The organism is Mucilaginibacter ginkgonis (genome assembly GCF_009754905.2).
Classification (GTDB): Bacteria; Bacteroidota; Bacteroidia; order Sphingobacteriales; family Sphingobacteriaceae; genus Mucilaginibacter; species Mucilaginibacter ginkgonis.
On sequence record NZ_CP066775.1, the window covers coordinates 368,181 to 394,030 of the forward strand.

The 25,850-nt window shown below is 37.7% G+C and carries 26 protein-coding genes; 18 read left to right on the plus strand and 8 right to left on the minus strand.

Translation table 11 applies throughout. The features are described 5' to 3' along the window. Position 1: 1 nt before the first annotated feature. From GO620_RS01745 to GO620_RS01820, 16 genes are all read left to right on the plus strand, one after another. Positions 2-1,174, plus strand: a complete 1,173-nt coding sequence (locus tag GO620_RS01745) for a glycosyltransferase family 4 protein (RefSeq protein ID WP_157522805.1) — start codon at positions 2-4, stop codon at positions 1,172-1,174. Positions 1,175-1,205: 31 nt separating this feature from the next. Next, complete coding sequence (locus GO620_RS01750; RefSeq protein ID WP_157522802.1) at positions 1,206-2,123, plus strand: NAD-dependent epimerase/dehydratase family protein; 918 nt, start codon at positions 1,206-1,208, stop codon at positions 2,121-2,123. A 6-nt stretch (positions 2,124-2,129) separates the two neighbouring features. Further along, the gene (locus GO620_RS01755) at positions 2,130-3,074 is read left to right on the plus strand and encodes a glycosyltransferase family 2 protein (protein WP_157522798.1); all 945 of its coding nucleotides are present in this window, start codon (positions 2,130-2,132) and stop codon (positions 3,072-3,074) included. A gap of 23 nt (positions 3,075-3,097) precedes the next feature. After that, entirely contained in the window at positions 3,098-4,117 is a 1,020-nt protein-coding gene (locus GO620_RS01760; RefSeq protein ID WP_157522795.1) for a glycosyltransferase family 2 protein, read from the plus strand. Positions 4,118-4,121: 4 nt separating this feature from the next. Then, positions 4,122-4,991: a glycosyltransferase family 2 protein gene (locus tag GO620_RS01765; RefSeq protein ID WP_157522792.1), complete on the plus strand. Its 870-nt coding sequence runs from the start codon at positions 4,122-4,124 to the stop codon at positions 4,989-4,991. Positions 4,992-4,998: 7 nt separating this feature from the next. Beyond that, positions 4,999-5,874 (plus strand): glycosyltransferase family 2 protein, encoded by an 876-nt coding sequence (locus GO620_RS01770; RefSeq protein ID WP_157522789.1) that lies wholly within the window; start codon positions 4,999-5,001, stop codon positions 5,872-5,874. Between the two features lie 17 nt (positions 5,875-5,891). After that, a complete protein-coding gene (locus tag GO620_RS01775) occupies positions 5,892-6,953 on the plus strand; it encodes a hypothetical protein (protein ID WP_157522786.1) in 1,062 nt (353 codons plus the stop codon). Between the two features lie 46 nt (positions 6,954-6,999). Beyond that, on the plus strand, positions 7,000-8,145 hold the full coding sequence (locus GO620_RS17420; RefSeq protein ID WP_394368566.1) for an O-antigen polymerase: 1,146 nt from the start codon (positions 7,000-7,002) through the stop codon (positions 8,143-8,145). A 243-nt stretch (positions 8,146-8,388) separates the two neighbouring features. Next, positions 8,389-9,483 carry a glycosyltransferase family 4 protein gene (locus GO620_RS01785; RefSeq protein ID WP_157522780.1) on the plus strand — a complete coding sequence of 365 codons (1,095 nt, stop codon included), beginning with the start codon at positions 8,389-8,391 and terminating at the stop codon, positions 9,481-9,483. A 652-nt stretch (positions 9,484-10,135) separates the two neighbouring features. Further along, positions 10,136-10,306 carry a hypothetical protein gene (locus tag GO620_RS01790; protein WP_157522777.1) on the plus strand — a complete coding sequence of 57 codons (171 nt, stop codon included), beginning with the start codon at positions 10,136-10,138 and terminating at the stop codon, positions 10,304-10,306. Between the two features lie 114 nt (positions 10,307-10,420). After that, complete coding sequence (locus tag GO620_RS01795; RefSeq protein WP_157522774.1) at positions 10,421-11,365, plus strand: glycosyltransferase family protein; 945 nt, start codon at positions 10,421-10,423, stop codon at positions 11,363-11,365. Beyond that, positions 11,366-12,493, plus strand: coding sequence for a UDP-galactopyranose mutase (gene glf / locus GO620_RS01800; RefSeq protein WP_200230528.1), 1,128 nt, complete (start codon positions 11,366-11,368; stop codon positions 12,491-12,493). Then, the gene (locus GO620_RS01805) at positions 12,465-14,954 is read left to right on the plus strand and encodes an SLBB domain-containing protein (RefSeq protein ID WP_244139448.1); all 2,490 of its coding nucleotides are present in this window, start codon (positions 12,465-12,467) and stop codon (positions 14,952-14,954) included. The genes glf and GO620_RS01805 overlap by 29 nt, the downstream gene beginning before the upstream one ends. Positions 14,955-15,009: 55 nt before the next feature. Further along, entirely contained in the window at positions 15,010-15,210 is a 201-nt protein-coding gene (locus GO620_RS01810) for a hypothetical protein (protein WP_157522771.1), read from the plus strand. A 202-nt stretch (positions 15,211-15,412) separates the two neighbouring features. Next, entirely contained in the window at positions 15,413-15,883 is a 471-nt protein-coding gene (locus tag GO620_RS01815) for a Rossmann-fold NAD(P)-binding domain-containing protein (RefSeq protein WP_157522768.1), read from the plus strand. After that, positions 15,876-16,217, plus strand: a complete 342-nt coding sequence (locus GO620_RS01820; protein WP_157522765.1) for a single-stranded DNA-binding protein — start codon at positions 15,876-15,878, stop codon at positions 16,215-16,217. Before GO620_RS01815 ends, GO620_RS01820 begins: the two co-directional genes overlap by 8 nt. A gap of 459 nt (positions 16,218-16,676) precedes the next feature. Here GO620_RS01820 and GO620_RS01825 read toward each other — a convergent pair whose 3' ends face one another. Next, on the minus strand, positions 16,677-16,904 hold the full coding sequence (locus GO620_RS01825; RefSeq protein ID WP_157522759.1) for a hypothetical protein: 228 nt from the start codon (positions 16,902-16,904) through the stop codon (positions 16,677-16,679). Between the two features lie 360 nt (positions 16,905-17,264). Between GO620_RS01825 and GO620_RS17425 the strand changes: the two genes are divergently transcribed. After that, positions 17,265-17,459 (plus strand): helix-turn-helix domain-containing protein, encoded by a 195-nt coding sequence (locus GO620_RS17425; protein ID WP_394368567.1) that lies wholly within the window; start codon positions 17,265-17,267, stop codon positions 17,457-17,459. 86 nt (positions 17,460-17,545) lie between these two features. Here GO620_RS17425 and GO620_RS01835 read toward each other — a convergent pair whose 3' ends face one another. Beyond that, a complete protein-coding gene (locus tag GO620_RS01835; RefSeq protein ID WP_157522754.1) occupies positions 17,546-19,579 on the minus strand; it encodes a tetratricopeptide repeat-containing sensor histidine kinase in 2,034 nt (677 codons plus the stop codon). Between the two features lie 342 nt (positions 19,580-19,921). On the opposite strand from GO620_RS01835, the gene GO620_RS01840 reads away from it, so the two are divergent. Continuing rightward, entirely contained in the window at positions 19,922-21,070 is a 1,149-nt protein-coding gene (locus GO620_RS01840) for an alpha/beta hydrolase (protein WP_157522751.1), read from the plus strand. A gap of 339 nt (positions 21,071-21,409) precedes the next feature. On the opposite strand, the gene GO620_RS01845 is transcribed toward GO620_RS01840, so the two are convergent. The 6 genes from GO620_RS01845 to GO620_RS01870 all read right to left on the minus strand — a co-directional run bounded on the left by GO620_RS01845 (position 21,410) and on the right by GO620_RS01870 (position 25,688). Next, positions 21,410-21,637: a hypothetical protein gene (locus tag GO620_RS01845; protein ID WP_157522748.1), complete on the minus strand. Its 228-nt coding sequence runs from the start codon at positions 21,635-21,637 to the stop codon at positions 21,410-21,412. Between the two features lie 221 nt (positions 21,638-21,858). After that, on the minus strand, positions 21,859-22,089 hold the full coding sequence (locus tag GO620_RS17430; protein ID WP_200230930.1) for a DUF2252 family protein: 231 nt from the start codon (positions 22,087-22,089) through the stop codon (positions 21,859-21,861). A gap of 279 nt (positions 22,090-22,368) precedes the next feature. Beyond that, the gene (locus GO620_RS17435) at positions 22,369-22,596 is read right to left on the minus strand and encodes a DUF2252 family protein (RefSeq protein WP_157522746.1); all 228 of its coding nucleotides are present in this window, start codon (positions 22,594-22,596) and stop codon (positions 22,369-22,371) included. A 35-nt stretch (positions 22,597-22,631) separates the two neighbouring features. Next, a complete protein-coding gene (locus tag GO620_RS01860; RefSeq protein ID WP_157522744.1) occupies positions 22,632-23,507 on the minus strand; it encodes a bestrophin-like domain in 876 nt (291 codons plus the stop codon). A 35-nt stretch (positions 23,508-23,542) separates the two neighbouring features. Beyond that, entirely contained in the window at positions 23,543-25,060 is a 1,518-nt protein-coding gene (locus GO620_RS01865; protein ID WP_157522742.1) for a DEAD/DEAH box helicase, read from the minus strand. Positions 25,061-25,139: 79 nt separating this feature from the next. Further along, positions 25,140-25,688 (minus strand): YciE/YciF ferroxidase family protein, encoded by a 549-nt coding sequence (locus GO620_RS01870; protein ID WP_157522740.1) that lies wholly within the window; start codon positions 25,686-25,688, stop codon positions 25,140-25,142. Between the last annotated feature and the right edge of the window lie 162 nt (positions 25,689-25,850).

A 25,850-nucleotide genomic window follows, 5' to 3' on the forward strand; every position in this document is an offset into this window, starting at 1 on the left:
TATGGCAAGTTTAAAGAGGCGGATACTTTTTATTGTTCATGATGCCGCGCGTAGCGGGGCTCCAGTACTATTACTGTATTTTTTGCGCTGGCTAAAAGTGTATGATAATGAGATTAAATTTGATGTGCTGATACTTAGGGACGGACCCCTGCGTAAAGATTTTGAAGCTCTTGCAAAAACGTTTATAGTCCCGAAGGAATACAGATATACTTTGACGAACAAATTACGGGTAAGGAAACACCCTGAACTAGTAGATAAATACAGAATTTCTGAAGTTACCGCGAAACTTTCAAAAAATGGCTACACGCTTGTTTATGGCAACACAATTGTAAGTCTTCCCTACCTGCTGGAATTTAAACGAAGGGTTTCTGTAAAGACCGTTTGTGCTATTCATGAATTATCAAATGCCATTGCTTTTTATTTTGGCAAGGAAGACGTTACTAAATCGCTGCCGCAAGCAGACCTTATAATTGCCGGTTCGCAAGCAGTAAAACATAACCTTAATAAAGAATTTTCCATTCCAGATGATAAAATAAAAGTCTTTCATGCCTTTGTCGATTTCAACATGGCGAAAACTAAAGATGCCGATACGCTTCGCGGAGAATTAGATATAGCTAAAGATGAACTTATAATTGGCGGAATGAGCCAGATAGAATTACGGAAAGGTGTAGATCTGATAGTTCCGGTGGCAGTGAGTTTGAAAAAGAATTATCCGGGCGTTAAGTTTAAAATTCTTTGGGTAGGGGGTACTGCCACAGACAACTTTATCCAGGTTGTAAAACAAGATGCACAAAAATGCGGGGTGAGTGAACAAATATTATTTATCGAGCACACCTCTTATCCAGACGATTATATTAATCTTTATGATATATTTTTGCTGCTATCACGTGAGGATCCTTTTCCTTTAGTACTGTTATCCGCAGCACATATGGGTAAAGGTTTAATTGCGTTTAGAGATAGCGGAGGTGCAGAAGAATTGCTGAATGATGGGGCCGGATTTATGGCATCGTATTTGAATACCCAAGAAATAGCCACAATTATTGCCGATCTTTATTACCATCCTGATAAAATTTCTAATGCAGGAAAAATTGCTCAAGAAAAAGTTACCCGAGATTTTAATCTAGGGAAAACATCTGGATTGATTTACAAGGCTCTTGTTGAGCTGTATAAATAACGTTTGTTTCACTAATAGAGATTTAGACCTGATGACCGTTAAGCATTCTTTTATTATCATAGGAGCCGCAGGCTTTCTGGGTTCTACCATGACCGCTTATCTTAAAGAAAAAGGTTTTGAAGTATACGAGATATTGAGGGGCCAGATATCAGGTATAGAACTAGATTTTAACTTTTTATCCAACCTTGTAAAGGTTACAAATAATCCTGTAGTCATTGATTTTTCTTACACCTCTGTTCCCAATACCAGCTTTCAGGATCCTGTCAAAGACTATTCAGAAAACCTTTATAATGTGATCAGGCATTTAGAGTTTGTAAAGCAACTTCATAATCCTACCTATGTTTATATTTCTTCGGGAGGTACCGTTTATGGAAACCTGGACGTTAACAAAGCGGTCGACGAAAACTATCAGAATAATCCGTTGTCGCCCTACGGCATCACTAAACTTTGCTGCGAAAAGTATGTAATGATGTATAATCAGGTCCACAATTTAAAAACTAAAATTATAAGGCCGTCTAACATATACGGGCCCGGGCAAAAGCCTTTTAGGGGCCAGGGGATTATCGCAAATGCCATTGTTAAAATGTTGAAGGGCCAACCCATTCAAGTTTTCGGAAACGGAGATCAGGTTCGAGATTATTTATACGTAGATGATTTTACCAGTGCAATATTTGACGTTGTTATCCACGGTACAGATGACATATATAACATTGGGTTCGGCCGTGGTTACAGTATAAATGATCTGATTGCGAAGATAGAAAAATTACTAAATATCCCTTTTCGGATAGAGCAGTTACCATTCAGGCCTTTTGATGTCCAATACAACGTTCTTGACACCTCGAGGTTAAAATCTTTAAACAATTGGTCGCCCGAAACTAATATTGACGAAGGCCTAAACCAAAGTATCAGCTGGCTGAAAAATTACTTGTATAGTTACAACAAAGCTTAAACTTAAATGGCCGACGTTTTATTAGTTTCTGTTATTATTCCAAATTATAACCACGGCCGTTTTTTAAAACAGCGCATCGATTCTGTGCTTGAACAGTCTTATCGAGACTTTGAAGTTATAATATTAGATGATAGTTCTACAGATGAGAGTAAAGAAGTTATAGATCGGTACTTGGGCAATAAAAAAATTGCTAGGATAGAATATAACAAGATTAATAGCGGAAACACGTTTAAGCAGTGGCAAAAAGGTTTGCAGATTGCAAAAGGGGACTATGTTTGGATTGCTGAAAGCGATGATTTTGCCGATAAAGAATTTTTGAAAACTTTAATGGAGCCGTTTTATAATCACCGTGATCTTCTTCTCTCATATTGCCAATCTGTGATTGTGGATGATGAAGGGTCTTTATTAAGGGTGATGGACTGGGCTGATGCTATTGACGCTCTAAGGTGGAAATCTGACTTTATAAATTCTTCTGTACACGAGGTTAAAAATTATTTGTCGTTAAGAAATACAATTCCTAACGCCAGCGCCGTTGTTTTTAAAAAACCGAAAGATCTCTCTGTACTGAATGAATCTACGCAGTTTAGAATGAGCGGCGATTGGTTGTTTTGGCGTAAGCTACTCTCTAAACCTGGCAAAATTGCTTTTTTTCATACCCCCTTTAACTATTTCAGAATGCATCAACACACCACCAGGTCTACAACCTCAAGAGAAAAAGAAGTTTTACGGATCGCTGAACATAATTTTTTTATTGACAGAAAAATTCTAAGCGTGTTTAATAACAAATATGACTGGATGCTTTTAATGTGGTTTCAAAACAGAGGTGTATTACGCAACACGCGTCATTTTTGGCTGCCAGAATTTCCATTCAGATTATTAATGCGTATACCAGTAATGGGCTTTAATAGAATAAAAAGAAAAATTACCCTATTGTATAAAAAGGCTGTTTAGCCTATAGAACTGCTCATTTGGTAATGCAGCCATTGATAAGTGTGATACTACCCGTTCACAACGGCGAAAAATATTTGAAGGAAGCTGTTAACAGTATTCTCAATCAGACATTGGTAGATTTTGAATTAATCATTATAAATGACGGCTCTACAGATAATACATATAATATCTTACGAAGTTTTAACGACGGCCGGGTCAAGATAATTAATAATGCCGAAAAACTGCGGGTTGTACGTTGCCTTAACTTGGGAATTCAAATGGCTAAGGGTAAATACATAGCTCGTATGGATGCCGACGATATTTCTGTTCTTACGCGGTTTGAAAAGCAGGTTGAATATTTCGATGCTCACCCTGCTATAGATATATGCGGATCTTATGTAGACGTATTTGGAAATAAGGAATTTGTTTTAAGGACTTACGAAGATCATGACGACATAAAAGCAGCCTTATTGTTTCTGAACGTAGTGACACATCCATCAGTAATGTTTAAAAGCGCATCCTTTAAAAGCAGGTCTTTACTTTATGACGAGGCATTTGTAAATGCAGAAGACTATGGTTTATGGATAGACGCCATGGACACTATGAAGTTTGCAACCGTACCTATGGTATTATTGAACTACAGGCTTCATGATGAAAATATTTCTATAAAAAAACTGACTAACTGGGACGTCCTTAAAGAGATGAACTTTAAAGCCTATAGAAAAATATTTAAAAGAATGGGGTTAAACCCAACGCAAAATGAGCTTAATATGCACATAAATGCGGGCTTTAAAATTACAGAAAATTTGCCCGAATTTGAATTCAGGGATTATGTGATATGGTTACAGAAGATAGTGCTTAACAATAATACCAGTCAATATTTTGATAACGACTCACTACGTAATCAAATAATTCATAAAATGATTTACCTGGCAAGAAATATGGAAATTGGTACAGCTGATCTATTTTTTCTATTCAAAGTAATGTTTAATATTTTTGGAACGGCGAATATTTTAAAATTTTTCAGGTATCGCTCCGTATATCTAAAGATACTCAATAATTAACAACATGATCAAAGCATCCTTCATTATAGTTAACTATAATCGCAAACAAGAATTGTTAATCACTATTGCTAAGACATTAGAGGTTATAGGAAATGATTTATCTCTATATGAAATAATTATAGTTGATAACGCTTCAACGGACGGAAGCAGGGATGCTATAAAAGAGCAGTTCCCAAATATAATTCTTATAGAAAATCTTGTTAATACAGGTGCCCCGGCTTGGAACCTTGGGTTCGCAATTGCAAAAGGCAAATATTTTATTATCCTTGACGATGACAGCCAGTTAGATAGCGGGCTTAACGGCGCGCTTTCATTTTTAGATAGTCAGCCCCATGTAGGCGTACTGGCACTTAACATAACCGGAGGGGCTTTTCAAACCAATCATTGGAATGATTGTGGCGAATATGCTGGTTTTATAGGATGCGGGGCAATAATCAAAAAAGAACTCTATGATAAAATTGGAGGCTACGCTGACTGGATATTTTTGTATACAAATGAATATGAATATGGTATAAGGTGCTTAAATGCAGGCTATAAAATTTTATTCTACAAAGACTGCCACGTTACTCACCGCACAAGTAGTATTAATCGCAGCAATCAGCGCCTTATAACATTTTCCGTACGCAATGAGATGGCTATTGTGTTCAAATATTTTAGCAAAAAACACCGCAATTTATACTTAACGAGGGTTTTTCTTAATAATCTAAAGGGAATTTTTAAATATGGCTTAAAATCCGTTAGCTGGTATGTTACTGCTCTAAAAGAATTTCATAAAATAAAAACGACTCTTGTACATACACCTGTAAAACCAGAAGTGGAGAAATTTTACAGCGAAGACGTGTGGTCCACTAAAAAATTTGCTAAGATAATTTAATACCCACATGAAAGCCTCATTTGTAATTGTCAACTATAACAGAAAAGATGAACTCCTTTTCACACTCAAAAGTACAAAAGAGCTAATTAGAAACACTGATTACGAGATTGTAGTCGTAGATAACGCCTCTACAGACGGCAGTGCTGATGCTGTGCGAGAGGCATATCCAGATGTGGTGTTGCTCATAAATTCTGTTAACACGGGAGCACCGGCCTGGAACCTGGGATTTAAGGCGGCCAAAGGCGACTACTTTGTAATTCTAGATGATGATAGCCACATAGAATATGGTTTAGAAGAAGCGCTGAATTACATGGATGCCAATAAAGATGTTGGTGTCTTAGCCTTAAATGTAGTAACAGGGCCCTATACCAGCGAGATGTGGGATTGGAAAGATGGCCAAGACACTGTCGGGTTTATAGGATGCGGCGCCATCTTGAGAAAAGATACATATTATAAAATTGGCGGATATGCTGATTGGATATTCCTTTACGTCAACGAATGGGAGTATGGGCTCCGTTGTATTGATGCCGGATACAGTGTTAAATTTTTTGAAGATAGCAAGGTCATACACCGCGCCAGCAGTATTAACAGGTCGTCTAAGAGATTAAGAATTTTCGTCACCCAGCATGAACTCGGCATAGTTTATAAGTTTTTTTCTGTTAAAAGAAATAAATATTTATTAAGAGTAATGATCAATAATCTTAAAATAATCAAACATGGCGATTTTAAAAACGCTTGGTACAATTTAATTGGGATTTCAAAGTTCTTCAGCCTTGCAAAGAAACTTTCTTACACGCCAGTCTCTCCCGAAGCACAGCAATTGTTTGTAGAAAATTTTCAAATAACCAAAAAATCGGCGTTCGGCTTTTTACTTGGTAAATAAAGGAGCATTTGAATACAATGTATTTAAAATATCATTTTAATATTTCCATCGGTTCTGCCGTCCACAATGCTGGAAATAAAGCGGTAAACGATTGTAAACGGATAATGCTGGATAATGGCTATATCGACCTAGAAATATCTTTCTCAAAGAAGCCATATATGATAATAACTAATTTTTTGAAATTAGTTTATTATTTGATACGTAGTTATTTGCTGATAAAAAGTCGTTCAATCATTGTCGTGCAGTATCCACTGCTTGGTATAAACCGTTTTTTCCCGGCATATATAGGTCTTTTGCATTACAAAAAATGTAAAGTAATTTGCCTGATACATGACATCGAGTCTTTACGCTTTCAACGAGACGGGCGTCAAATACAAAAAGAAATTGATGGCTTGAATAGTTATGATTTAGTCATTTCACATAATGAATTGATGACAAAGTGGTTAAGGAAAAAAGGTTTGAATGTTGTTACTAAAGAGATAAATATGTTTGATTACCTCTTTAAATCAGAACTAATAAATGTTAGAATCAATAACGACATAAGTGCAAAACAAGTGGCATTCGCAGGTAATCTACAACGGGGGAAATTTCTGTCGAAATTAAAGTGCCTGCCCGGGAAGGTCAAGTTTATCATTTTCGGGACCTTAGAGGATCTCAGTATACCTGATGGGGAAAATGTTTTTTATGACGGTTCTTACGCTCCAGATCAGTTGCTTGGACATTTGAAAGGTAATTTCGGCCTGATATGGGACGGAGACGAAACAGCTGACTGCAGCGGCCCCTTCGGAAACTATATACGGTATAATAACCCGCATAAATTATCACTCTACCTTGCGGCTGGCTTACCAATCATAATGCCCGAAAAAGCTGCTTTGGCGCACCTTATTCATGAATACAAAATTGGATTTACAATAAATGATCTGAGTGAAATTGCTACCGCATTTTTACAGATAGGGGAACAGGAATATCATGCTATGCTTAAAAACACTCGGGAGCTATCGCAAAAAGTGAAAGAAGGTTTTTTTTTACAGACAGTTTTAAAAGATGTAGAAATAGAGCTCCTGCACCAGGAAAAGTAACGCTTTTGATACAAAAATGAAGAAGCTTATAGAAAATCCCAATTTCATGTACATCGCGGCATTTTCATTGCCTTTTGCTGTCTATACATTGCAGTGGTCCACTATCTATCCGGCGTTAACAAACCAATTGCTTTATTTCTATTTATTTACATTTACTGTTTGTCTAATTCTCGGATCCTTAATACAAATATCCGTCCCTTTTAAATATATACAGATCAAACCTTCGTCTAATAACAGTAAGGTTTTATTTTTATTATACCTCCTTTATTTAATAGAATCATTGTATTCGAAGCAGGTTCCTTTACTGCAAATAGCTTCCGGCAGCTTCGAATATTCAGAATATTCTTTTGGTATCCCGGTCCTTCATACATTTCTTATATCGTTTAATACCTTTTACGCTATCTATACGTTTCATCAGTATATTTCCTCCCGAAGAACCCATTTAATATTAACTTTTATACTTGCAATATTCCCATTCTTCTTACTCGTGACCAGATCGAGTATATTACATGTGCTATTGGGTTCTTTCTTTGTCTACTTGCTTAGTCGTCCGAATTTATCGATACGAATCGTTTTAAAAAGTGCAATCGCAATTTTAATTGTGTTATTTTTATTTGGGATGCTGGGGGATATACGTTCTAAAAGCGAAGATTCCTCATATATCGCTAGAATCTCGGGCGGGACAGAGCAGTTCTTGAACAGTTCCGTTCCTAAGCAATACTACTGGTCATATTTATATATAGCTTCACCTGTAGCTAATCTTCAAAACAACATCAATTTTACTTCTGCGCCAGAAGGAGATTACAGGAGTATGATTGTCAACGAATTTGTTCCGACCTTTCTCACCAAATTCACTTTTCATACAGAAGAAAGGCACTTTAATCAAATCAATCCTTTTCTTAACGTCGGAACGATATATGTTTACTGTTTTTCCGATCTGAGATGGAAAGGAATGTTAATGATGTTTGTGTACTTTGTTACCATTATCAATTTATACTATATCTTCCTTATTAAAAGTGAACGTTATCGTGTTAGCGGCCTTGCTATTCTTTGCAATATTATAGTGTTTGCCAATTTTCATAACACGATATCTTATTCGGTAATCAGTCTTCAACTTGTTTATCCTATTATTTTTTCAATGAACCGGTTAGTCAAAAACCGCCATATACAGCAATTCCAAAAGATGGATTAAAATAGCTGAAAGGTTGTGATGGTTTCAGCAAAAAGTTAAACCATACACCAGATGGTTTAACTTTTTTTCTTTTAATCATAAATTTCAATTAGAAATTAAAATAAAATTTCAAATTAAAGCTGTAACTTGCATTAATATTAGCACCATCCCCAACGTGGATCGTTTTTACTAAAATTACCGCTTCGGGGGATAGTTTCAGTAGTTAACCTCCTTTTTTAGCTTTACTTATAACTATGAAAGATTTTGGAAAGATCCTTTTGCAGAGTTATTTACGACACCTGCATTTTTAACGTTCAGAAAGTTGGGGGCATTTCGGTTGTTTTTTGTGAATTAATAAATCGCTTAAAACAGGATAACCGACTTTCAATTAATTTTTTGATCAATGGCGCTCCGTGGAAGAATCTTTTTTTCAGCGATGCATCTGCAGGCGTAACGGAATTAAGCGAATTTCCAGTTACTACCGTTCTATTGCCTTTTTTTCCGTTGCTAAAATTGCTGCCGTCCAATGTAATATTTCATAGCACTTATCAGCGCTATTGCTTACAAAGCAATGTTTTAAATGTACTTACTATACACGATCTGGGTTACGAAAAGGGGATTATGCGACGCGGGATCAAGCGTCGCATCCACCTTTTATTTAAAGGTATCGCCATTAAACGAGCGCATGCGATTGTTTGCGTTTCTGCCAACACCAAAAAGGATCTGATTAAATTTTACCCTTATTGTCGCTTTGGAAAAGAGGTGCGGGTAATTCACAATGGTGTTCATAAAATTTTTCTAAACGCGAGATCTTCTCCAACTGTACTAATTGGCAGGCCTTATTTGCTATACGTTGGTGCGCGTTTCGGCTATAAAAATTTTAAAAATGCTGTTTTGGCAGCCGTCGATGTTCCTGATTTTGATCTGAGGATTTGCGGAGGCGGTCACTTAACTTCAGCTGAGCTCAGATATCTGGAGCGATTACTTCCCGGAAGATTCTTTTTCTACCCGGATATAGCTACTGATGCACTACGGGACATGTACAGCGATGCATTCTGTTTGCTTTATCTGTCAGATTACGAAGGGTTTGGAATACCAATACTTGAGGCGATGGCTTGCAAATGCCCAGTGATAGCTCTTAATAATTCCAGCATCCCGGAAATTTCGGGTGGAGCCGCCCTCTTGATCGATGATAGTACGCCTGTTGCTGTCAAAAAGGCAATAAGTTTATTAGACAACGACGATTACCGACAGGGTCTGATTAATAAAGGTCTTGCTCATGCACGGAAATTCACTTGGGAAAAGGCAGCATCTGAAATGGCAGATCTTTACCTATATTTAAAACAACAACATAAATGATTTATTATGAGCGGATATTCAGGTTGATTAGCTCCGATGTTTGTCTGCATTTTGCAAATCTGGGCTGGCAAATTCATGGAGTAGTTAATAACCGAGAGAGGTTTTATTTGAACATGGGGATTTCAGAGTCGTTACCCATTTATCATACAAATCATTCTTTTTTCAGGTCATCAAAAGTTTTGAACACGTTTCCGGCCAGGAACTCCGCAAATATTTTATTATGCCGAAGGCTTAAGCGCAGGATGTTAACCGGTTTTAATCATACTGGAATTGAGATACAATTTTTTGAAGTTAACTGAATAAATGTAATGTGCCAGAAAGGGAATACACAGTATATAGCTATAAAGGAAAGCAGGTTAGGAACAATATTCACGCTTATGATGTAGCGCAGTTTATTGAGGAATTTGTTCAAGCTCCGAGGATAGCGGAAGTCTATAACATTGGAAGCGGAAAAGATACTACACGCTGTTTTGGAAGCTTTTAATATGCCTGCAGAGCTTAGCGGAAAGGAAATGAAATTTAAATATATTGACATGAACCGAAAGGGTGACGGTATATGCTATTATAGCGACCTGCGAAAAATGAAATCACATTATCTGCGATGGGAGATTACCAAATCACTTACGACAAATTTTAAAGAAATTTATGAGTCATGGTTAGGCCAACGGTAACAGTTTACACTGCCAGCAGTGTAAATATTGATTGTTTTGATTTTTTAAATAAAACCATTGGTGCCGCAGGGTATAAAGTTGTGCCACTGTATCTGATCAGTGAGTATGATTACAGAAAGCTGGCTAAAACACGGGGGATCAAAAAGATCTAGTTAGAACTAAAAATGTATGTCTTTTATCCACTTTACGTGTTATGGAAGGGTCTTATCTGTATCCCTAACAGCATATTTGTCATCACCAGCAATACGTTCTTTGCACCCCTTTTAATGACCTATGTTTTGAGGTTAAAGAAAAGCAAAGTAATTCATATGTTATATGATCTCTTTCCGGATGCGCTTGAAGTGTCTTTTTCTCTCGACGAAAATTCATCTAAGTCTAAACTCATTGGCAGACTTTTCAAGCAAAGTCAAAAGCTCTGTGAAGCGACGATTTACCTGGGTTCTTTTTTACAATGGCATGCGGAGAAGAGATGGGGTAAAGCACACATTTCTGAAGTTATAGACATTTCTACTGATTTGTCAAATTATTTAACGCCGAATATTTACAATACAGAAGATAAAAAACTGATTATACATTACGGTGGACAGCTAGGACATCTTCATGACGCGCAGGCCATTATCGACGCGGTAAAATTTCTTAAAAATTCTGATCTAGGTCAGTTTGTGGAGTTTGTTTTTTATGTAAGTGACGCACAGGCTGCGTATTTGGAATCGTCGCTTGAAGGATGTCAGGTAACTGTTTTGTCAGCAGTTCCAAGCCGTCAGTGGAGGGAAGATATCAGTAATTTTCATATTGGGCTTGTTTCGTTGAGTTCTGGCGGTGCCAGCGTTTGCCTTCCCAGCAAATCATATGCAATGATGGCCGGCGGACTTGCCATTCTAGCTATATGTCCGTTATGGTCGGACTTGGCGCGTATGGTAAATGAGCTTGATAGCGGTTGGGTGGTTAACAATGCATTGTATACCAAGCGAAGCGATCTGGAAACGCCGGATTATCTAAATAATATCAAAAAGGAACGTAGTAAAGCATTGCTTTGCCAGGATTTCTATGGTAAGGTAAAGATGATTTATCAAAATCCTCACGAGTTGATGAATAAACGTGAAAATGCTTATTACGGAATAAGAAAACATTTTGATATAGAGCATCTGAGTTGCAAATGGAGCGAAGTATTACAGAGGGTTCAACAAAATACATATTTAAAGGCAGGGTAAGTGAAGGAATACGATTATTTAATTGTTGGCGCGGGACTGTATGGGGCTGTTTTCGCATGTGAGGCTTTTAAACGAGGCAAGAGGTGTCTGGTCTTGGACAAAAGAAGCCATATCGCCGGGAACATTTATACAGAGGATATAGAAGGCATTAAAGTTCACAAGTATGGCGCCCACATCTTCCATACGAATAACCGTGTGCTTTGGGACTATGTAAACGGCTATGCTGAATTCAACAGGTATACGAACTCTCCTCTGGCAAATTACAAAGGTGAGTTGTTCAACATGCCTTTTAATATGAACACTTTTCACGCTTTATGGAATGTCAAGAAACCAGATGAAGCCAAAAAAATCATAGATTCCCAGGTACGGTCACTCAATATTCAACACCCACGTAACCTTGAAGAGCAAGCGCTATCAATGGTTGGTTATGACGTTTATGAGAAGCTTATTAAAGGTTATACTGAAAAGCAATGGGGAAGGAAAGCTACTGAATTGCCAGCTTTCATAATTAAGCGGCTTCCGGTCAGATATACCTTTGATAATAATTATTTTAATGATCGGTATCAGGGGATTCCAATTGGCGGTTATACCAAAATAGTCGACAAACTTCTGTCAGGAGTTGAAGTCAGACTGGAAACCGACTATCTCGATGATAGACACCATTGGAACAACCTAGCAGAATGCGTTGTGTATACCGGAATGATTGATCAATTTTTTAATTATTGTTTTGGGATCTTGGAATATCGCAGTTTGTTTTTCGAGCACGAAGTGCTAGACTGTGAGAATTATCAAGGAAACGCAGTTGTCAATTATACAGATGTTGAAACGCCCTTCACCAGGATAATCGAACATAAACATTTCGAATTCGGAAACCAGACAAAAACGGTTATAACCAAAGAGTATCCGAAACAATGGAAAGTCGGCGACGAGCCTTATTATCCTGTAAATGATGATGTAAATAACCTACTCTTTCAACGCTATAAAAATCTGGCGCAGGGCCACCCCAATATAATTTTTGGCGGAAGGCTTGGTGGCTATAAGTATTATGATATGCATCAGGTTATCGCCATTGCCTTAAAAAAGATAGCACAGATATTTGATGAGAAAATTCCGCAAATCGATGAATAAGAAAATGTTAAACAAAATGCTGCGTGTTTGCGTCTGTATACTTAGCATCGCCGGGTTTGGAAGTAATGTCTATTCACAGACGAAGTTTTTAGGAAAAAAGGTAGATCAGTTGTCAGATGCACAAGTAAAAGTACTGATACAGCAAGCGACAAACGCCGGCAGGTCTACGGATGCTCAAATCGCACAGTTTGGTGTAAGCCAGGGCTTGGATGTTACGGAAACTTCCACACTTACCCAACGCATACACACCATTCGCACCGCAAACGGGACTTCCAGCTTTGTTGAGCCAAGATCGAATCTTTTCGACTCAGTAAGCAACCACGCGTCGGCCAATGTAAGGCCTAAAAGTAACCAACTTCGCATTTTTGGGGAAGACCTTTTTTCAAGTAGCGGCACCATAACCTTTGAGCCAAATTTACGTATTGCGACTCCGCAAAATTATGTAATCGGACCGGATGACCAGATTTTGATTGACATTTCAGGCGATAATGAAGCAAATTACAATCTGAGAGTGTCTCCGGAAGGGAGTGTTAATTTACAATATGTTGGGATCATAAACATTGGCGGACTAACCATCGAAGAAGCCCGCTCGAGAATCAAGGGCGTGATGTCCAAGACCTATTCGGGGCTTGTTTCGGGTAAAACAAAATTAGCGGTAAATATAGGCAATATCAGAAGTATAAAAGTAACCATTGTTGGGGAAGCGGTTAAACCTGGTTCTTATACTGTTTCATCATTGTCAACGGCGTTTAATGTGCTTTATTTATCGGGAGGTCCTAATCAAAACGGCTCTTTTCGAATGATACAATTGATTCGAAATGGAAAAGTCGTCTCAACGATTGATATATATGATTTTTTGCTTAACGGAATTCAAAAAAATTTAAGGCTTCAGGATCAAGATGTTCTTAATATTCCGGTCTACAAGGTAAGAGCAGCGATTAGTGGTGAAGTGAAGCGTCCAGCCTACTACGAGATTCTAGGGAAAGAAAATTTGGATGACCTTATTAATTTTGCAGGAAGTTTTTCAAGTGAGGCTTATACCTCCGGTGTTAAAGTTATTCAAAATACTACCCGAGAACGCAGGATACTTGATATCTCATCAAATCATTTTAACGATTATTTCCCCCAAAATGGAGACTCGGTTACGGTCGACAAGATATTGAACCGATTTGAAAACCGCGTTAGTATCGAAGGGGCTGTATTTCGCCCCGGTAAATATGCGATGGAGCAAGGTCTAACGTTAAAAAAGCTGCTCGCCAAAGCGGATGGTTTAAGGGAAGATGCATTTTTAAACAGGGGGTATATCAATAGGCTTAACGCGGATAATACGGGATCCCTGCTATCATTTGATGTCAAACGGATATCAAATGGAACCGATCCGGATATTTTGTTGCAGCGCGAAGACCAGGTTATTATCTCTTCTATATTTGATCTTAGAGATGAGTATACAATAAACATTCAAGGGCAGGTACGTTCCCCCGGAACATTTAAATATCGCGAGGGACAGGATTTAGGATCAATCATTCAGGAGGCCGGCGGTTTTAAAGATGGTGCAACACCAAATCGTATTGAGGTAGCCAGGCGGATCCAGAACAGTAACCCAATGGTGAAAACATCGCCTGCTGCCCAAATATTCGTCGTAAACGTAGATGAAGGCTTACATCTTTCCGGAAATCAATTCAGGCTTGAGCCTTTTGATATCGTGTCAGTGCGATCAGCTGAAGGCTTTCAGATTCAGAAAACCATTCTGATTCAAGGAGAAGTACGTTTTCCGGGTAACTACGCCGTCAGAAATAACAATGATAAGATCAGTGACATATTAAGGCGGGCCGGTGGCCTTACAGCTTCTGCATTTCCGGCTGGCGCTTCATTGCAAAGAATTAATAAAGCGGGAAATTCTAAAAATGGCCGCGACATAGATACCGCATCATTTGAATCCGAAAAGCAAAGAAATTTAAGAAGATTAGCGATGTCTCAGCGCGAACGCGACTCAGCAACTCTCGTAAATAATAACGTTGATATATATAAAAGTGATTTTGTAGGCATCGACCTTACTAAAATAATCAAGGATTCAACCTCACGGGATAATCTGCTGGTCGAAGATGGAGACATTATAATCATTCCTCGTCAGTACGAGATTGTAAGCATATCAGGATCTGTACTAAGGCCGATAAATGTCATTTATAAAAGAGGTAAATCAATGAATCAATACATAAATGAATCCGGGGGCTTTACTGAGAATGCGAATAGGCATGGTGCTTATATCGTGTATCCGAATGGCTCTGTCAGAGCCACTAAAAAATTTTTGTTCTTTTACAATTATCCATCCGTTAAGCCAGGTTCTGAAATATTCGTTCCTAAAAGGGCATTGAAGGTTCCCCTTGGAATTCAAGGTCTTATAGGGATATCTACTGCCCTCGCATCTCTTGCGGTAATAATTATCACGTTATTCAGGAAATGAGATCGGGTCAGATGCCAAACGGGTTGTAATTACCGGGAGAACCGGTTTTATAGGAATGAATCTGTTAGCGTACTTAAAGGACAAAGAATGTGCAGTGTTCCCTTATTTGCGGGAAAAGTTAAATAGCAGTACTAATTTTAATTACCAAAAAGGCAACGTGATAGTTCATCTTGCAGGGAAAGCGCACGACGCGCATAACACCGGAAATCCTTATGACTTTAATACAGTCAATTATGGAATTATCAAAAGCTTATAAGGTGATTTATCAGATCGGAAGCGAGCAAGTTTATACATATCTGTTCGGTTAAAGCGGTAACAGATGGACCTGTCGAAGTGGTGATGAATCGATAACGCCTAATTCTAAAACTGATTACGGCATATCAAAGCTCTTCGCAGAACAGGACATACAGGGACAATCACTCCCGGAAGGTAAATCATTTTTTATACTCAGACCATGCATGACACACGGGAAAGGCAATAAAGGAAATTTAAATTTCTTATTTGCGATAATTAAAAATGGTATCCCATATCCTTTGGGAGCGTTTAATAACAAACGGTCGTTTTTAAGTGTTTCAAACCTCTGTGAATTGATTCACCGGAAAGATATTTTTACAGGCATTTACGTTGCAGATGACGACCCTCTCGCAACCACAGAGGTTGTGAAAATCATTTCATCCGCTTTAAAAAGGCGCGCACGTATCTGGTTATTAACTCAAAATATCACAGTCTCTTTTGCAGAAATCGGAAAGCTTTTTCATCGGCCTTTAGCCACAAAATGCCTAAAGAAGATAATAACCGACTTTGTTGTTTCCAACGAAAAAATAAAGGCGGTATTACACAAAGATTTTCCTATAACATCCCGGCAAGAAATTTTCGAGACTATCGAAAGCTTTATCGAGTATCCCCAAATTAAAAAAGCAGATGGCTAAATTAACGAAACATTCCAGCGTCAACCGCGTCATTCTGGCCGGAAAGATCGTTAATGCGCCATCGATTATTAAAGAGCATAGTAATAAGTTCTATCACTTCTTGTTGCAGACAACTGAAAATATTAATAGCGGAAAAGGCCCAATACTACATAATGAGTTACACGTTGTCAATTATAGCCTGGAGAACCCGCTTCTCAAACATATGGATTTAAGACCGGGGTTACTTTTATATATACAAGGAAGTTTACGGACTAATACGATAATAGATGTTGATGATACGCGACATTACAGAACAATTATTCTTGCAACAAATATTGAGATTATTACTATTTAAAATCTTTGTAGTCTCTTTAAAATACTAGTTAAAGACCGGATTTTCGTATAGATTATTCTTCATTTATATAAATATCTCTTTAAATAAATAAAGAATTTAGCGGTTGTGTTTTTTATGAATATCTTTTACTAAACACAGCCTTTTGATCTCTGCTTTTTTAATTGGGAACGGGGCATATTTCAATCGGTCGCCTATCATTTCAGAGGTATTGTCAGAGTGCGCGATTATCTCATCGACTTTATCACTTAAGAGCAGGCGCTTATACATGCGGTAATCTCCCCATTCGATATAATACACCTCGCCGGGTAATATCTTTTATCACTGATGACTTTGAGGGCTACCCAACAGCCGTTTTCCAGATACGGGTACATGGAATGTCGCCAAACGGGCAGGGCAAAATCACATTCCTCAATACCCGGAAAGTTCATCCGACCTACTTATTGACTATCGTTTACGTTATTATATACTTCCACACGTGACGCCGGTAGCCACAATGTCATACATGGGAATACCTTCTATGCGCTTATCGGTCGTCTCTTGACTTTGTGGCAAAGCTGCCGGAGCCGTGCTCTGCATAGCGAGATATTTCGAGTAGTGTTTTTTGAACAGGTCGAAATTTTTCTGGGTCGATGTTCTGACGGTTTTGATGATCTCTGTAATGGAGCTGGTAGAATTGAAGCCTAACACTCCGCCAATTCGGAGTAGAATAAATTGCTGTCCAGGGCATTTATTATTAGCAGCAATTTATCTCAATTCGTTATGAACAAAGATTGTATTTCTATGGTATTTTAAAGATTAGAGTCAATAACTGAAGATTATGCATTGAATTCATAATATAAAGACAATCAAACTTTTTTCATTAATGTTACACGTTTTGGGAATACAATTTAAAAAGGTTCTCTATGCTCTTTTTTTTTTAAAGGTTAACTTGGCCAAGACAATTTGATTGATAAAAGCCACATGAATCTTTTAGAGACCTCTATCGCTGTTAATAAAAAACATCTTTGTAGTTCTTATAAGGATTTAAGCGCACGCGCAGTGGATCTAATGGCAGCTAATCGAATAAAATCTGGCATATCACAAACAGATTTAGGGACGCTCCTAGGTTTATCGCAAAATGCTGTAAGTAAATTGGAGCTTAAGTATACTAAGATTACTGTCGAAGTCTTTCTCCGGTATTGTAACGCAATTAATATAGATGCTATGGAGATCTTGAAACAAGTGGAAGCTATAAGCGGATAAATTTCAAACCGTATTATAAAAGCCTGTTATCTAGTTAACGTTATAATAGAATGTTCGGAGACAATTTTAATATGAGTCATGGTTAGTTAACCAGAACACGGTAATGTTATATAAAACGTCGTACCTATGTTTTCCAAACTGTCAAACCAGATATGTCCGCCGTGATCCTCTATAATTTGCTTTGATATAAATAGTCCCATACCATAAGTTTCCTCTCCTTGCGTGCCCTCCCGTTTTGCTTCTCCTGAAAGTGCGAAAATTTTACTTTTAAGATCGTTAGGGATGCCTATCCCGTTATCTTTAACGCTAATTTTTACACTTCCGTCACCAATTTCCGTCGCAATATAAATTTGGCTGCCATTAGGGCTGAATTTGATGGCATTAACTAATAAATTATTGATAACCCGCCAAATTTGCTGGCGCTGAATCTTGACGGTGCAATCCTCTGCTACGGTGAATAGCAAATCGATCTGTTTCTCTTTCGCGCGGTTTCGTAATAATGATATGCTTTCTAAGACAATGTCTTTAATATGATTTGTTGTATTGTGTCCTTCATCTGAATTTTGTTGTTTTTTGCTTGAAAGCAAATCATTCACGATAGCTGTCATAGTTTTGCTTGAACTCATGATCAGACCAACCATCTCTGCGTCGTCGTCACTTAGGTGTTGGCTTTCTGACAATAAATTGCTAAGTCCAAAAATGGCATTTAGTGGGTTTTTTAAATCATGGGCGACTATGCCTAACAATTTTGAATTTTCCGTGAAACTCGCTTCCAGAGAGTGAAGAGTAGTTTCCAGTTTTTTATTTCTTATGGCCATTTCATTTTGGGAAATCTGTATTGCTCTTCTTATTTTATTATTATTGACAATCAGGATAAGGCAAATTATTAAAAGTCCCAATGTAGCAATCAATGCTATGGTCTTTATTAAATCTTCTTTTTCGACAGAACGGAGTTCATTTATATTGGCTAATCTGGCAAATTCGGTCTCGAAATTTGTTGATAGATAAAGTCTTTTCGAATTAAAAATACTGTCTTTAAGGCTTTCATAACTGCGGTACAAAGATGAGACATCGGTAAATCTTTTCTGTGCCTGCGCAAAACGAATTTTAAGTTTTAGAAAGTCAAGCCTATCTGTCGCATTTGAGAGTTTAACACCGGATGATTGTATATCCTTAATTAGCGCCGCCGTGTTTTTGAAATTTCTTTTCGACAGATATAAATCCGCTAATTTCCGTTCGGTGATTAAGGCGTCTTCAACTGCATATCCTGGGATTCTGTTTAAACGTATACTTTCTTTAAAATAATATTCAGCGCTGTCAACCTTACCATTTCTAAATTGGACACTACCAATATTGCCTGCAATAACCCCCTTCGCAATGATATAGTCTTTACGGTTTAGCTTTTTCTTAAGATATCCTATATTGTTCCAATGAACGGCACCTTTGAAATAGGCCAGGGCGCTGTCGGGCTTATTCAAAAACAAATAGCAAAGACCTATATTGTTAAACGTACCTTGAAGCCTGTAGTAACTGGAATCTTTATCAGAAAATTTAAGAATAGTATTCAATGTTTTTTTATGCCAGTTAATAGCATTTACATATTTGTTCTGTCCGTAGCTGATATCCGCAAGTCTCGAATAAAAGCTTGATTTTAATTTTTTAGCGTTAAATGTATTTAACGCTTCAATAACCGATAATCCATTATAATAGCTTTTATATGCCTCGCTGTACCGTTTCAATAAAAGAAGCATATCACCTTTCTCAAGTAGTACTTCCGCGAGAAATACTGCATTTGCAGCGTTCTTAGGTAAGACGTTGATGGCACTGTCACATAATGTTACAGCTTTAGAATAAAGCTTTTGACGGTGATGACATTTTCTGAGAAAGTTAAACCGTTGATACTGGGTAAGTTTGCCCGGATTTTCTATTGAATAGTAAGCGGAGTCTAAATATAAAATTGCTTTAGGATAATCCTTTAATTCAAAGGTTTCAGCCACTTTTAAAGCGTTTTCCCACTTAGAGTCATCGAATTTTTTTGGCGATTTCTTGCACGAAGGCAAAAAAAATGAAAGTGTTATTGATGAAATCAAGATGCCGTAAAACATCTTTTCATAGCTCATCTGCTTTCGTTTAAACACAACCTTAACACTTTTTTAAGATGTTCAAAATGTTACCAGAACTTGAATACCTAATGAAACTTAGAATTGGTTGTATAATAAGCAAATAACTATAATTTAAGTTTTAATGTATAGTATATTGCTTATGACAAGCGGCAAACTTCGCGGATCATTTCTAGAACGAATGAGTAATAATTTAAAGTTTGATTACCTAAGAAGAAACTGAAGGAGAATAAAAAGTAGATTGCCAAATTTACTTAAGTAAAATCGTTAAAAAAGAAGAAAATAATCAGCTGGTGAACAATTCAATTTTTAAGTAGTTACGTAAAAACAATCATCTCTAATATGAATAAATATCTCAGAAAAAGTGCGTTACTAGGTATCGCATTAGTTTCGTTATTAGCATCAGCATGCAGCAATAACGGCAAAAATTCCACAAGCGATTCCACCACGGTTAAGTCATCAGCCGCGGATAGTTCTGTGAAAACCGGGTTACCAGATTCTGTTAAACCATCCGGACAAGCACCGGAATGGGGTAAGGATATCAGGCCCCAAATGGCTGCAGTTATCGAACAGCTTGGCAGCTATAGTGATAAACCTATTCCGCAATTGCCACCAGTTGAGGCGCGAAAGAACCACACACCGACGGATGCCGTGATGGATATCATGAAAAAATATAATATTCCTATGCCCCCTACTACAGTGGACACTATAGGGAAAGAGATTCCGGTGGCAGGCGGGACAATTCATCTTAAAATCTATACGCCAAAAAGTACCGGGCCTTATCCAGTCATCGTATACTACCATGGCGGCGGATTCGTGATTGCTAATATAAACGTATATAACGCCTCGTCACAAATGCTTGCTGAAAAAATGGGCGCTGTGGTAATCTCTGTAGGATACCGTTTAGCGCCAGAGAATAAATTCCCTACTGCACACAATGACGCTTTTGCCGCATACCAATGGGCTGTCAATAATGCATCATCATTACATGGAGATGCTAGGAAAATTGCTTTGGTTGGAGAAAGCGCAGGTGGTAACCTGGCGGTTAATACAGCGATCATGGCTCGCGACAAAAAAATTCAGTTGCCGGTGGGTATCGTGGCAGTTTACCCTATCGCAGGCGCAGACATGAATACGGAATCTTATCAAAAATATGCTAATGCCAAACCACTTGATAAACCTATGATGATGTGGTTCAGCAAAACTTATCTTAATAACATGGCTGAGGCGAAGGATCCCCGTATAAATCTCGTTGCAGCTAATTTGAAAGGCTTACCCCCGACAACAATCATCAATGCCGAATTAGATCCCTTACAAACAGATGGTGCTAATTTGGCTGATAAGCTAAAGGCGGCAGGAGTGTCCACAGATCATAAGGTATTTGACGGTGTAACACACGAGTTTTTCGGTATGGGTGCGTTAGTCCCTGAGGCATTAGAAGCGGAAAAATTCGCTATTTCGCAGTTGCAGAAAGCTTTCAAAGGAAAGTAGCGGTCGGTTTGATGTACGCGGCAAGAAATTTGCGCCTATAACTGAAAATTACCATAGATATGTCGTTATGGTAATCAGGATAAAAGGCAGGCTATTAAACACCTCACAAGAAATGTATTTTTTAATGGCATTCCTGAAAATTTGGAGATGCCATTTTTTTAATATCTTTATAACTGATTTAAAACCCCTTCAGTTTATATCACTCGGAAGCCAGACTCAACCCCTGGCTTTTTTTGTGACATCAGCTGTAGCGTAAGGAATCTTGACTGGATAAATAAAAGTCTTCCACAGGTAATGTAAATGAGATATGGTTAGAAAGAAGATTAAATATTCTGAGAGCTAGGACATATTATAAAATTTTTTGACCTTATAATCTTTAAGATAATCTCGGTAATAACGAGTTGTCATCTCTGCATATTCCCTGGCAGATTTCAGCAGATTATGCTGCCAGTTTTTTCGAGAGCCGAAATCTTTTAAATCATCAATAGTTGCAGAGCCATCCATTCCACCGCTTCGAAGTTGCGAAGAGGTAAGCATACACGCCATGGTATTAATTACGGCGCCCATCTCTTTATAGCGGTTACGGAGCAATTTAAAATTTATAGAATCTTTAACAGGTTGAAGTTCCTAAAGTATATAATCTTCACCCTCAAAATTTGTTGTACTGAGCATCGCAGCAGATATATACTGCATACGTTTTAGAATTTGAGCAATTAGTACTGCATTGTTAGCATTGAGATTTTGCGAATGAGAAGCGAGGTTATTCAGACAAGAGTCCCGTGCCTGCTTCATATCGACAAATAAATAGAATTTTTTTTATTGGGACTTTTCAAGAGAAAAAGATACCGTTTCAAACCCAAACTACCTGTTTCGGCAAAACGAAAAACAACATCTTTAACTTTATAGTTGAAAGGGCTATCATCGCAATTGTTAATCCAGTCTTGAATACGCGGGATCAGTTTAGTTTTAAGTTGTCTTTCAACTCCAGAGTGCTTTTCGTTTTTATGTGAAAGGACTATTTTATTTTTCTTTTGAAAAGTTCTTTTTTAAGTAAAGTTTCAAATTTTGATCTATCCGCTTTTTTAAGGAAATCGCAGATTTCCTTTAGATGTTCTTGGGTCTATTGCGTATGCTTAACCCAATTGCAAAGTTTTTCAATAGGCATTTAAAAATAGTCTGGCCAGTCTTTTCAGCTTTTACGTAAGCAATATTTAAACTATGAAAAACAACATATATAGAAGATAAAATACGTGATAACTCCTAGGTTGTCGGCGCAAGACCCCCCTCATCGAAATCATTCAGATCAAAGTATACAACGTATTGTTAGCTCTGTAACTTCCGAAATTTTCCAAATGGAGATCTCCGCAAATCCAAGTCAACGGAGAACTATTGACATCGCTTGTTTTGGCTAAGTCTTCATAATATATATAACACGTGCTCTTAAAGAATCTAAATGGATTATCCGCTAAAGCTGCGTATTTATGTCGAAGAATGTCCGGCAAAAGATGCTTATTATAATTAAGCATCCTGGAAGTTGCCGGCGAGATATCAGTTTCGGAAATCACTTTGATTTTATACTTGACGTGTATGTAGAAATTTGATTTTTTTCCGTCACCATCTGCTTATAAATCAATTCAAGGGGCCTGGGACTCACACTAACTTTTCCGCGAAACGGATTATCGAGCGTGCCAATCAGAAATATCATCAGTCCTAATAGACCCGCAAAAAAACAAGTCATCACGATGTGCATTTTCTTGCTTTTTACGTCAAAGAAAAACGTGACTGAAAGACATATGAGTCCGCCTATAATGACCAGCGACCATAAAGAAGCCGGCAACCGTGTAAAAGTTGCATTAACTCTAGACCGTCTAACTTCTATTAAAGAGTTGAACTGTTTAAATATTTCCGTCACAGTTATTTGATCTCTGATTTTTGCTGGCTCAAAACCCTCAAGATGTCCTTGAAATTTTCTTAAAAATTTCGCTGATTGCACTGGTGGTATTCCTTGGCGCTGTAATGGCCAACTTACCGTAATGACATTGTGCGTGTAGTCTATAAGATCGTTACGAAGCTCAGCTTTATAAGGTTCCGGCAGACTGTCCAAGTCCCTGAATAAACTGGTAATAATTTGCGCTTCCGTGTCAACTTTATTATTAACCTCAGAAAATGAATTCCATGTTCCTATAGCGACAAGCCCAAGCGTTATCCCGTAGAAAACAGTTACTGCTGCTAAAAAATAGCTAACGATATCGTTATGTGAATGGTCCTCGATATGCATTTTTCTGGCAACCTTCCTCGTTGCCAGCATACCGAACAGACCAAATATTAGAAATACGGTTATAGTTAAAACTGCAAAGAGCCAGTTTGGAAGATCATAAACCCAAAAAAAATTCATAAACACATAAACTATATTTTTAACTATAAGTTTTACCAGCAATATTTATTTAAATTGTTTGTAGTTAAATCAACAGATCAAGCAACTTTTAAATCATTGGTGTTGGCAAAACTTGAGCTTTTAATTTTATCAGTTAATTTGGTTTTATAGTCAGCGAGTAGATATTCCCTATAGTTTTTAGTTACATTACCGAGGCATTTTGTGAACTGTTTAACGCGCCATTCAATTTCTTTATCTAATTCACTTACTAATATCAATGCGGATGGTATGCATTTACTGTTTTCCAAACACATCTTTACGTGCTGGTCGATCGATTTTTTGAGCACCAAGCTCGTCTTCAAGTTTTTATCCTTAACATCCTTGAACGTAGCTTGAACATCAAATGCAATATGTGTAGTATTGGGAAACTTAGCATGAATGGAAGGTAAAATGTGATGGTCATCGAACTCGGTCTTTGTACTTATTGAATGGTAGTAGAGTTCAGGATTATCAAATATTACTGTCCAATCAATAGGTTCTTCCCATTTTCCTAATCTTTCGATATTGTTGCCGAGATCTACTATTGTAAAAGATTTTTTATCTGGCAAACATCTCGAGCCTCGGCCAATCATTTGATGTAATAAGGTTAATGAATTTGTCGCGCGATTTAGCATCACGGCCTTAACGCTAGGTTCGTCAAAACCGGTGGTTAAGATGGAGACAGATGTTAATATCGCGTCTTTTGTATTTTTAAACCACTTTAAAATAAATTTACGTTCGGACGCTTCAGTATGATTGTCAAGGCTTTTGACATTTAATCCTTTTTCGTGAAAATATTGAAGAACATTGTTTGAGGTAAATATGCCATTATTAAAAATAAGTGTTTTCTTTCCTCTGGCATGAGCCATATATGCATCATAAAGTAATTCAAGCATACCGGGTGAAGAATATAGCTCATCCGAGGAAGCGGTTGAAAAATCGCCATTTGTACCCTCTGTTAAAGTATTCAACTCCACATCATATCGATATGTCTTGGGTTTCGCAAGATGTTGTTTGGTAATGAGGCTTGAAACGCCTTCTCCAACTATCAATTTATTATAGAAATTTTTTAGCGGATGTTCAGCGTCAGAACTCAATGGTGTTGCAGTCACCCCTAAAATCTTTGCATTCTCGAAATGCAGTAATAATTTGTTAAAAGAATTATGATGCGCTTCATCAACGATTACAAGGCCAATTTGCGTTGTGTCAAATATTTTGTCTTCAATTCTATGATATAGTGTTTCAACCATTGCGACATAACAGCCGTTGTTTAACATGTGAGGTATTTTTTTCAAATGGGAATCTATAATGGTGTTTTTGATTCCTAAATTTTTTAGAGTTTTCGATGTCTGCCGACAAAGCTCTATCCGGTGCGTTAGTATTAGAACGCCTTTGCTTTGATCTTCGATAAGATACTTGGCTAACTCCGAAAATATACGCGTCTTTCCTCCTCCTGTGGGAAGTTGGTATAGTAACTTTGAAGTTGAAGAATTATCTTTCAAGTCGCTGAGTATTTTGCGAACATCTTTTTCCTGGTAATCATGTAATGCTGATGTAGATTTGATCTGAAGATCCATTATGGTTAATTGTAAATTAAAAAAATACGTATAAAAAAAGCCCGCTCAACGGGCTCTCAAAAGAATTTACAAATATATTCTATTCGTCGACCGCAGCGGGATTGACCAGTGATTCTGCTATTTCAGTCAAAGCTTCGTCAGTAGCTTTTTCAACTTGCAACGTTTGATCCAATAGTTCTGCCACGTCATCATGTCCCATCGCTGCTGCTAACGTGCGTAATCCACCATAAGTTGAAATTTCATAATGCTCCACTTTTTGAGCACCGAGGATGAGGCCGCAGTCGCGAATCATTGTGCCTTTGTCGGTTTCCTCTATAATCCCGTTTGCCTCTTCTAATATGCCGGCCATTGCATCACATTTTTTAGCTGACGCTTTTTCTCCAAGTAATTCGAAAGCCTTTTCTAAAGTTTCGATATGGGTTTTTGTTTCGCCGGTATGCTTTTCAAATGCAGCCGCTAACTCCGGGCTCGTAGCAGCTTTCTGCATTTTAGGTAACGCTTTATAAAGATGTTGTTCTGCCCAGTAAATATCTTTTAATTCGTCCACAAAAAATTCGTGGAACTCAGCATTTTCCATTTTACCGCGTTTTCCGGTAGGGAATTTTTTCTTATCTGTATTGGTAGCCATATTGTTTTTTTATGAGTTAACGTAAAACTAATTTTGTTTAACCGCAGTGGTGGCACTATTAAAATTTGCTATTGCTTCGTGCGCTTTTTCACTCATATTCATATGATGAGTGAAGTTAATTGCGGACCGAACGTCATTACAGTCGAAATGCTTCATTATGCC

Bases quoted from the DNA above. Each gene is read 5' to 3' on its own strand.
- GO620_RS01745 (WP_157522805.1), top strand. From the start codon at position 2: ATGGCAAGTTTAAAGAGGCGGATACTTTTTATTGTTCATGATGCCGCG.
- GO620_RS01750 (WP_157522802.1), top strand. From the start codon at position 1,206: ATGACCGTTAAGCATTCTTTTATTATCATAGGAGCCGCAGGCTTTCTG.
- GO620_RS01755 (WP_157522798.1), top strand. From the start codon at position 2,130: ATGGCCGACGTTTTATTAGTTTCTGTTATTATTCCAAATTATAACCAC.
- GO620_RS01760 (WP_157522795.1), top strand. From the start codon at position 3,098: ATGCAGCCATTGATAAGTGTGATACTACCCGTTCACAACGGCGAAAAA.
- GO620_RS01765 (WP_157522792.1), top strand. From the start codon at position 4,122: ATGATCAAAGCATCCTTCATTATAGTTAACTATAATCGCAAACAAGAA.
- GO620_RS01770 (WP_157522789.1), top strand. From the start codon at position 4,999: ATGAAAGCCTCATTTGTAATTGTCAACTATAACAGAAAAGATGAACTC.
- GO620_RS01775 (WP_157522786.1), top strand. From the start codon at position 5,892: ATGTATTTAAAATATCATTTTAATATTTCCATCGGTTCTGCCGTCCAC.
- GO620_RS17420 (WP_394368566.1), top strand. From the start codon at position 7,000: ATGTACATCGCGGCATTTTCATTGCCTTTTGCTGTCTATACATTGCAG.
- GO620_RS01790 (WP_157522777.1), top strand. From the start codon at position 10,136: ATGGTTAGGCCAACGGTAACAGTTTACACTGCCAGCAGTGTAAATATT.
- GO620_RS01795 (WP_157522774.1), top strand. From the start codon at position 10,421: ATGACCTATGTTTTGAGGTTAAAGAAAAGCAAAGTAATTCATATGTTA.
- GO620_RS01805 (WP_244139448.1), top strand. From the start codon at position 12,465: ATGAGAAAATTCCGCAAATCGATGAATAAGAAAATGTTAAACAAAATG.
- GO620_RS01810 (WP_157522771.1), top strand. From the start codon at position 15,010: ATGAATCTGTTAGCGTACTTAAAGGACAAAGAATGTGCAGTGTTCCCT.
- GO620_RS01815 (WP_157522768.1), top strand. From the start codon at position 15,413: ATGACACACGGGAAAGGCAATAAAGGAAATTTAAATTTCTTATTTGCG.
- GO620_RS01820 (WP_157522765.1), top strand. From the start codon at position 15,876: ATGGCTAAATTAACGAAACATTCCAGCGTCAACCGCGTCATTCTGGCC.
- GO620_RS17425 (WP_394368567.1), top strand. From the start codon at position 17,265: ATGGCAGCTAATCGAATAAAATCTGGCATATCACAAACAGATTTAGGG.
- GO620_RS01835 (WP_157522754.1), bottom strand. From the start codon at position 19,579: ATGAGCTATGAAAAGATGTTTTACGGCATCTTGATTTCATCAATAACA.
- GO620_RS01840 (WP_157522751.1), top strand. From the start codon at position 19,922: ATGAATAAATATCTCAGAAAAAGTGCGTTACTAGGTATCGCATTAGTT.
- GO620_RS01845 (WP_157522748.1), bottom strand. From the start codon at position 21,637: ATGGGCGCCGTAATTAATACCATGGCGTGTATGCTTACCTCTTCGCAA.
- GO620_RS17435 (WP_157522746.1), bottom strand. From the start codon at position 22,596: ATGCTTAATTATAATAAGCATCTTTTGCCGGACATTCTTCGACATAAA.
- GO620_RS01865 (WP_157522742.1), bottom strand. From the start codon at position 25,060: ATGGATCTTCAGATCAAATCTACATCAGCATTACATGATTACCAGGAA.
- GO620_RS01870 (WP_157522740.1), bottom strand. From the start codon at position 25,688: ATGGCTACCAATACAGATAAGAAAAAATTCCCTACCGGAAAACGCGGT.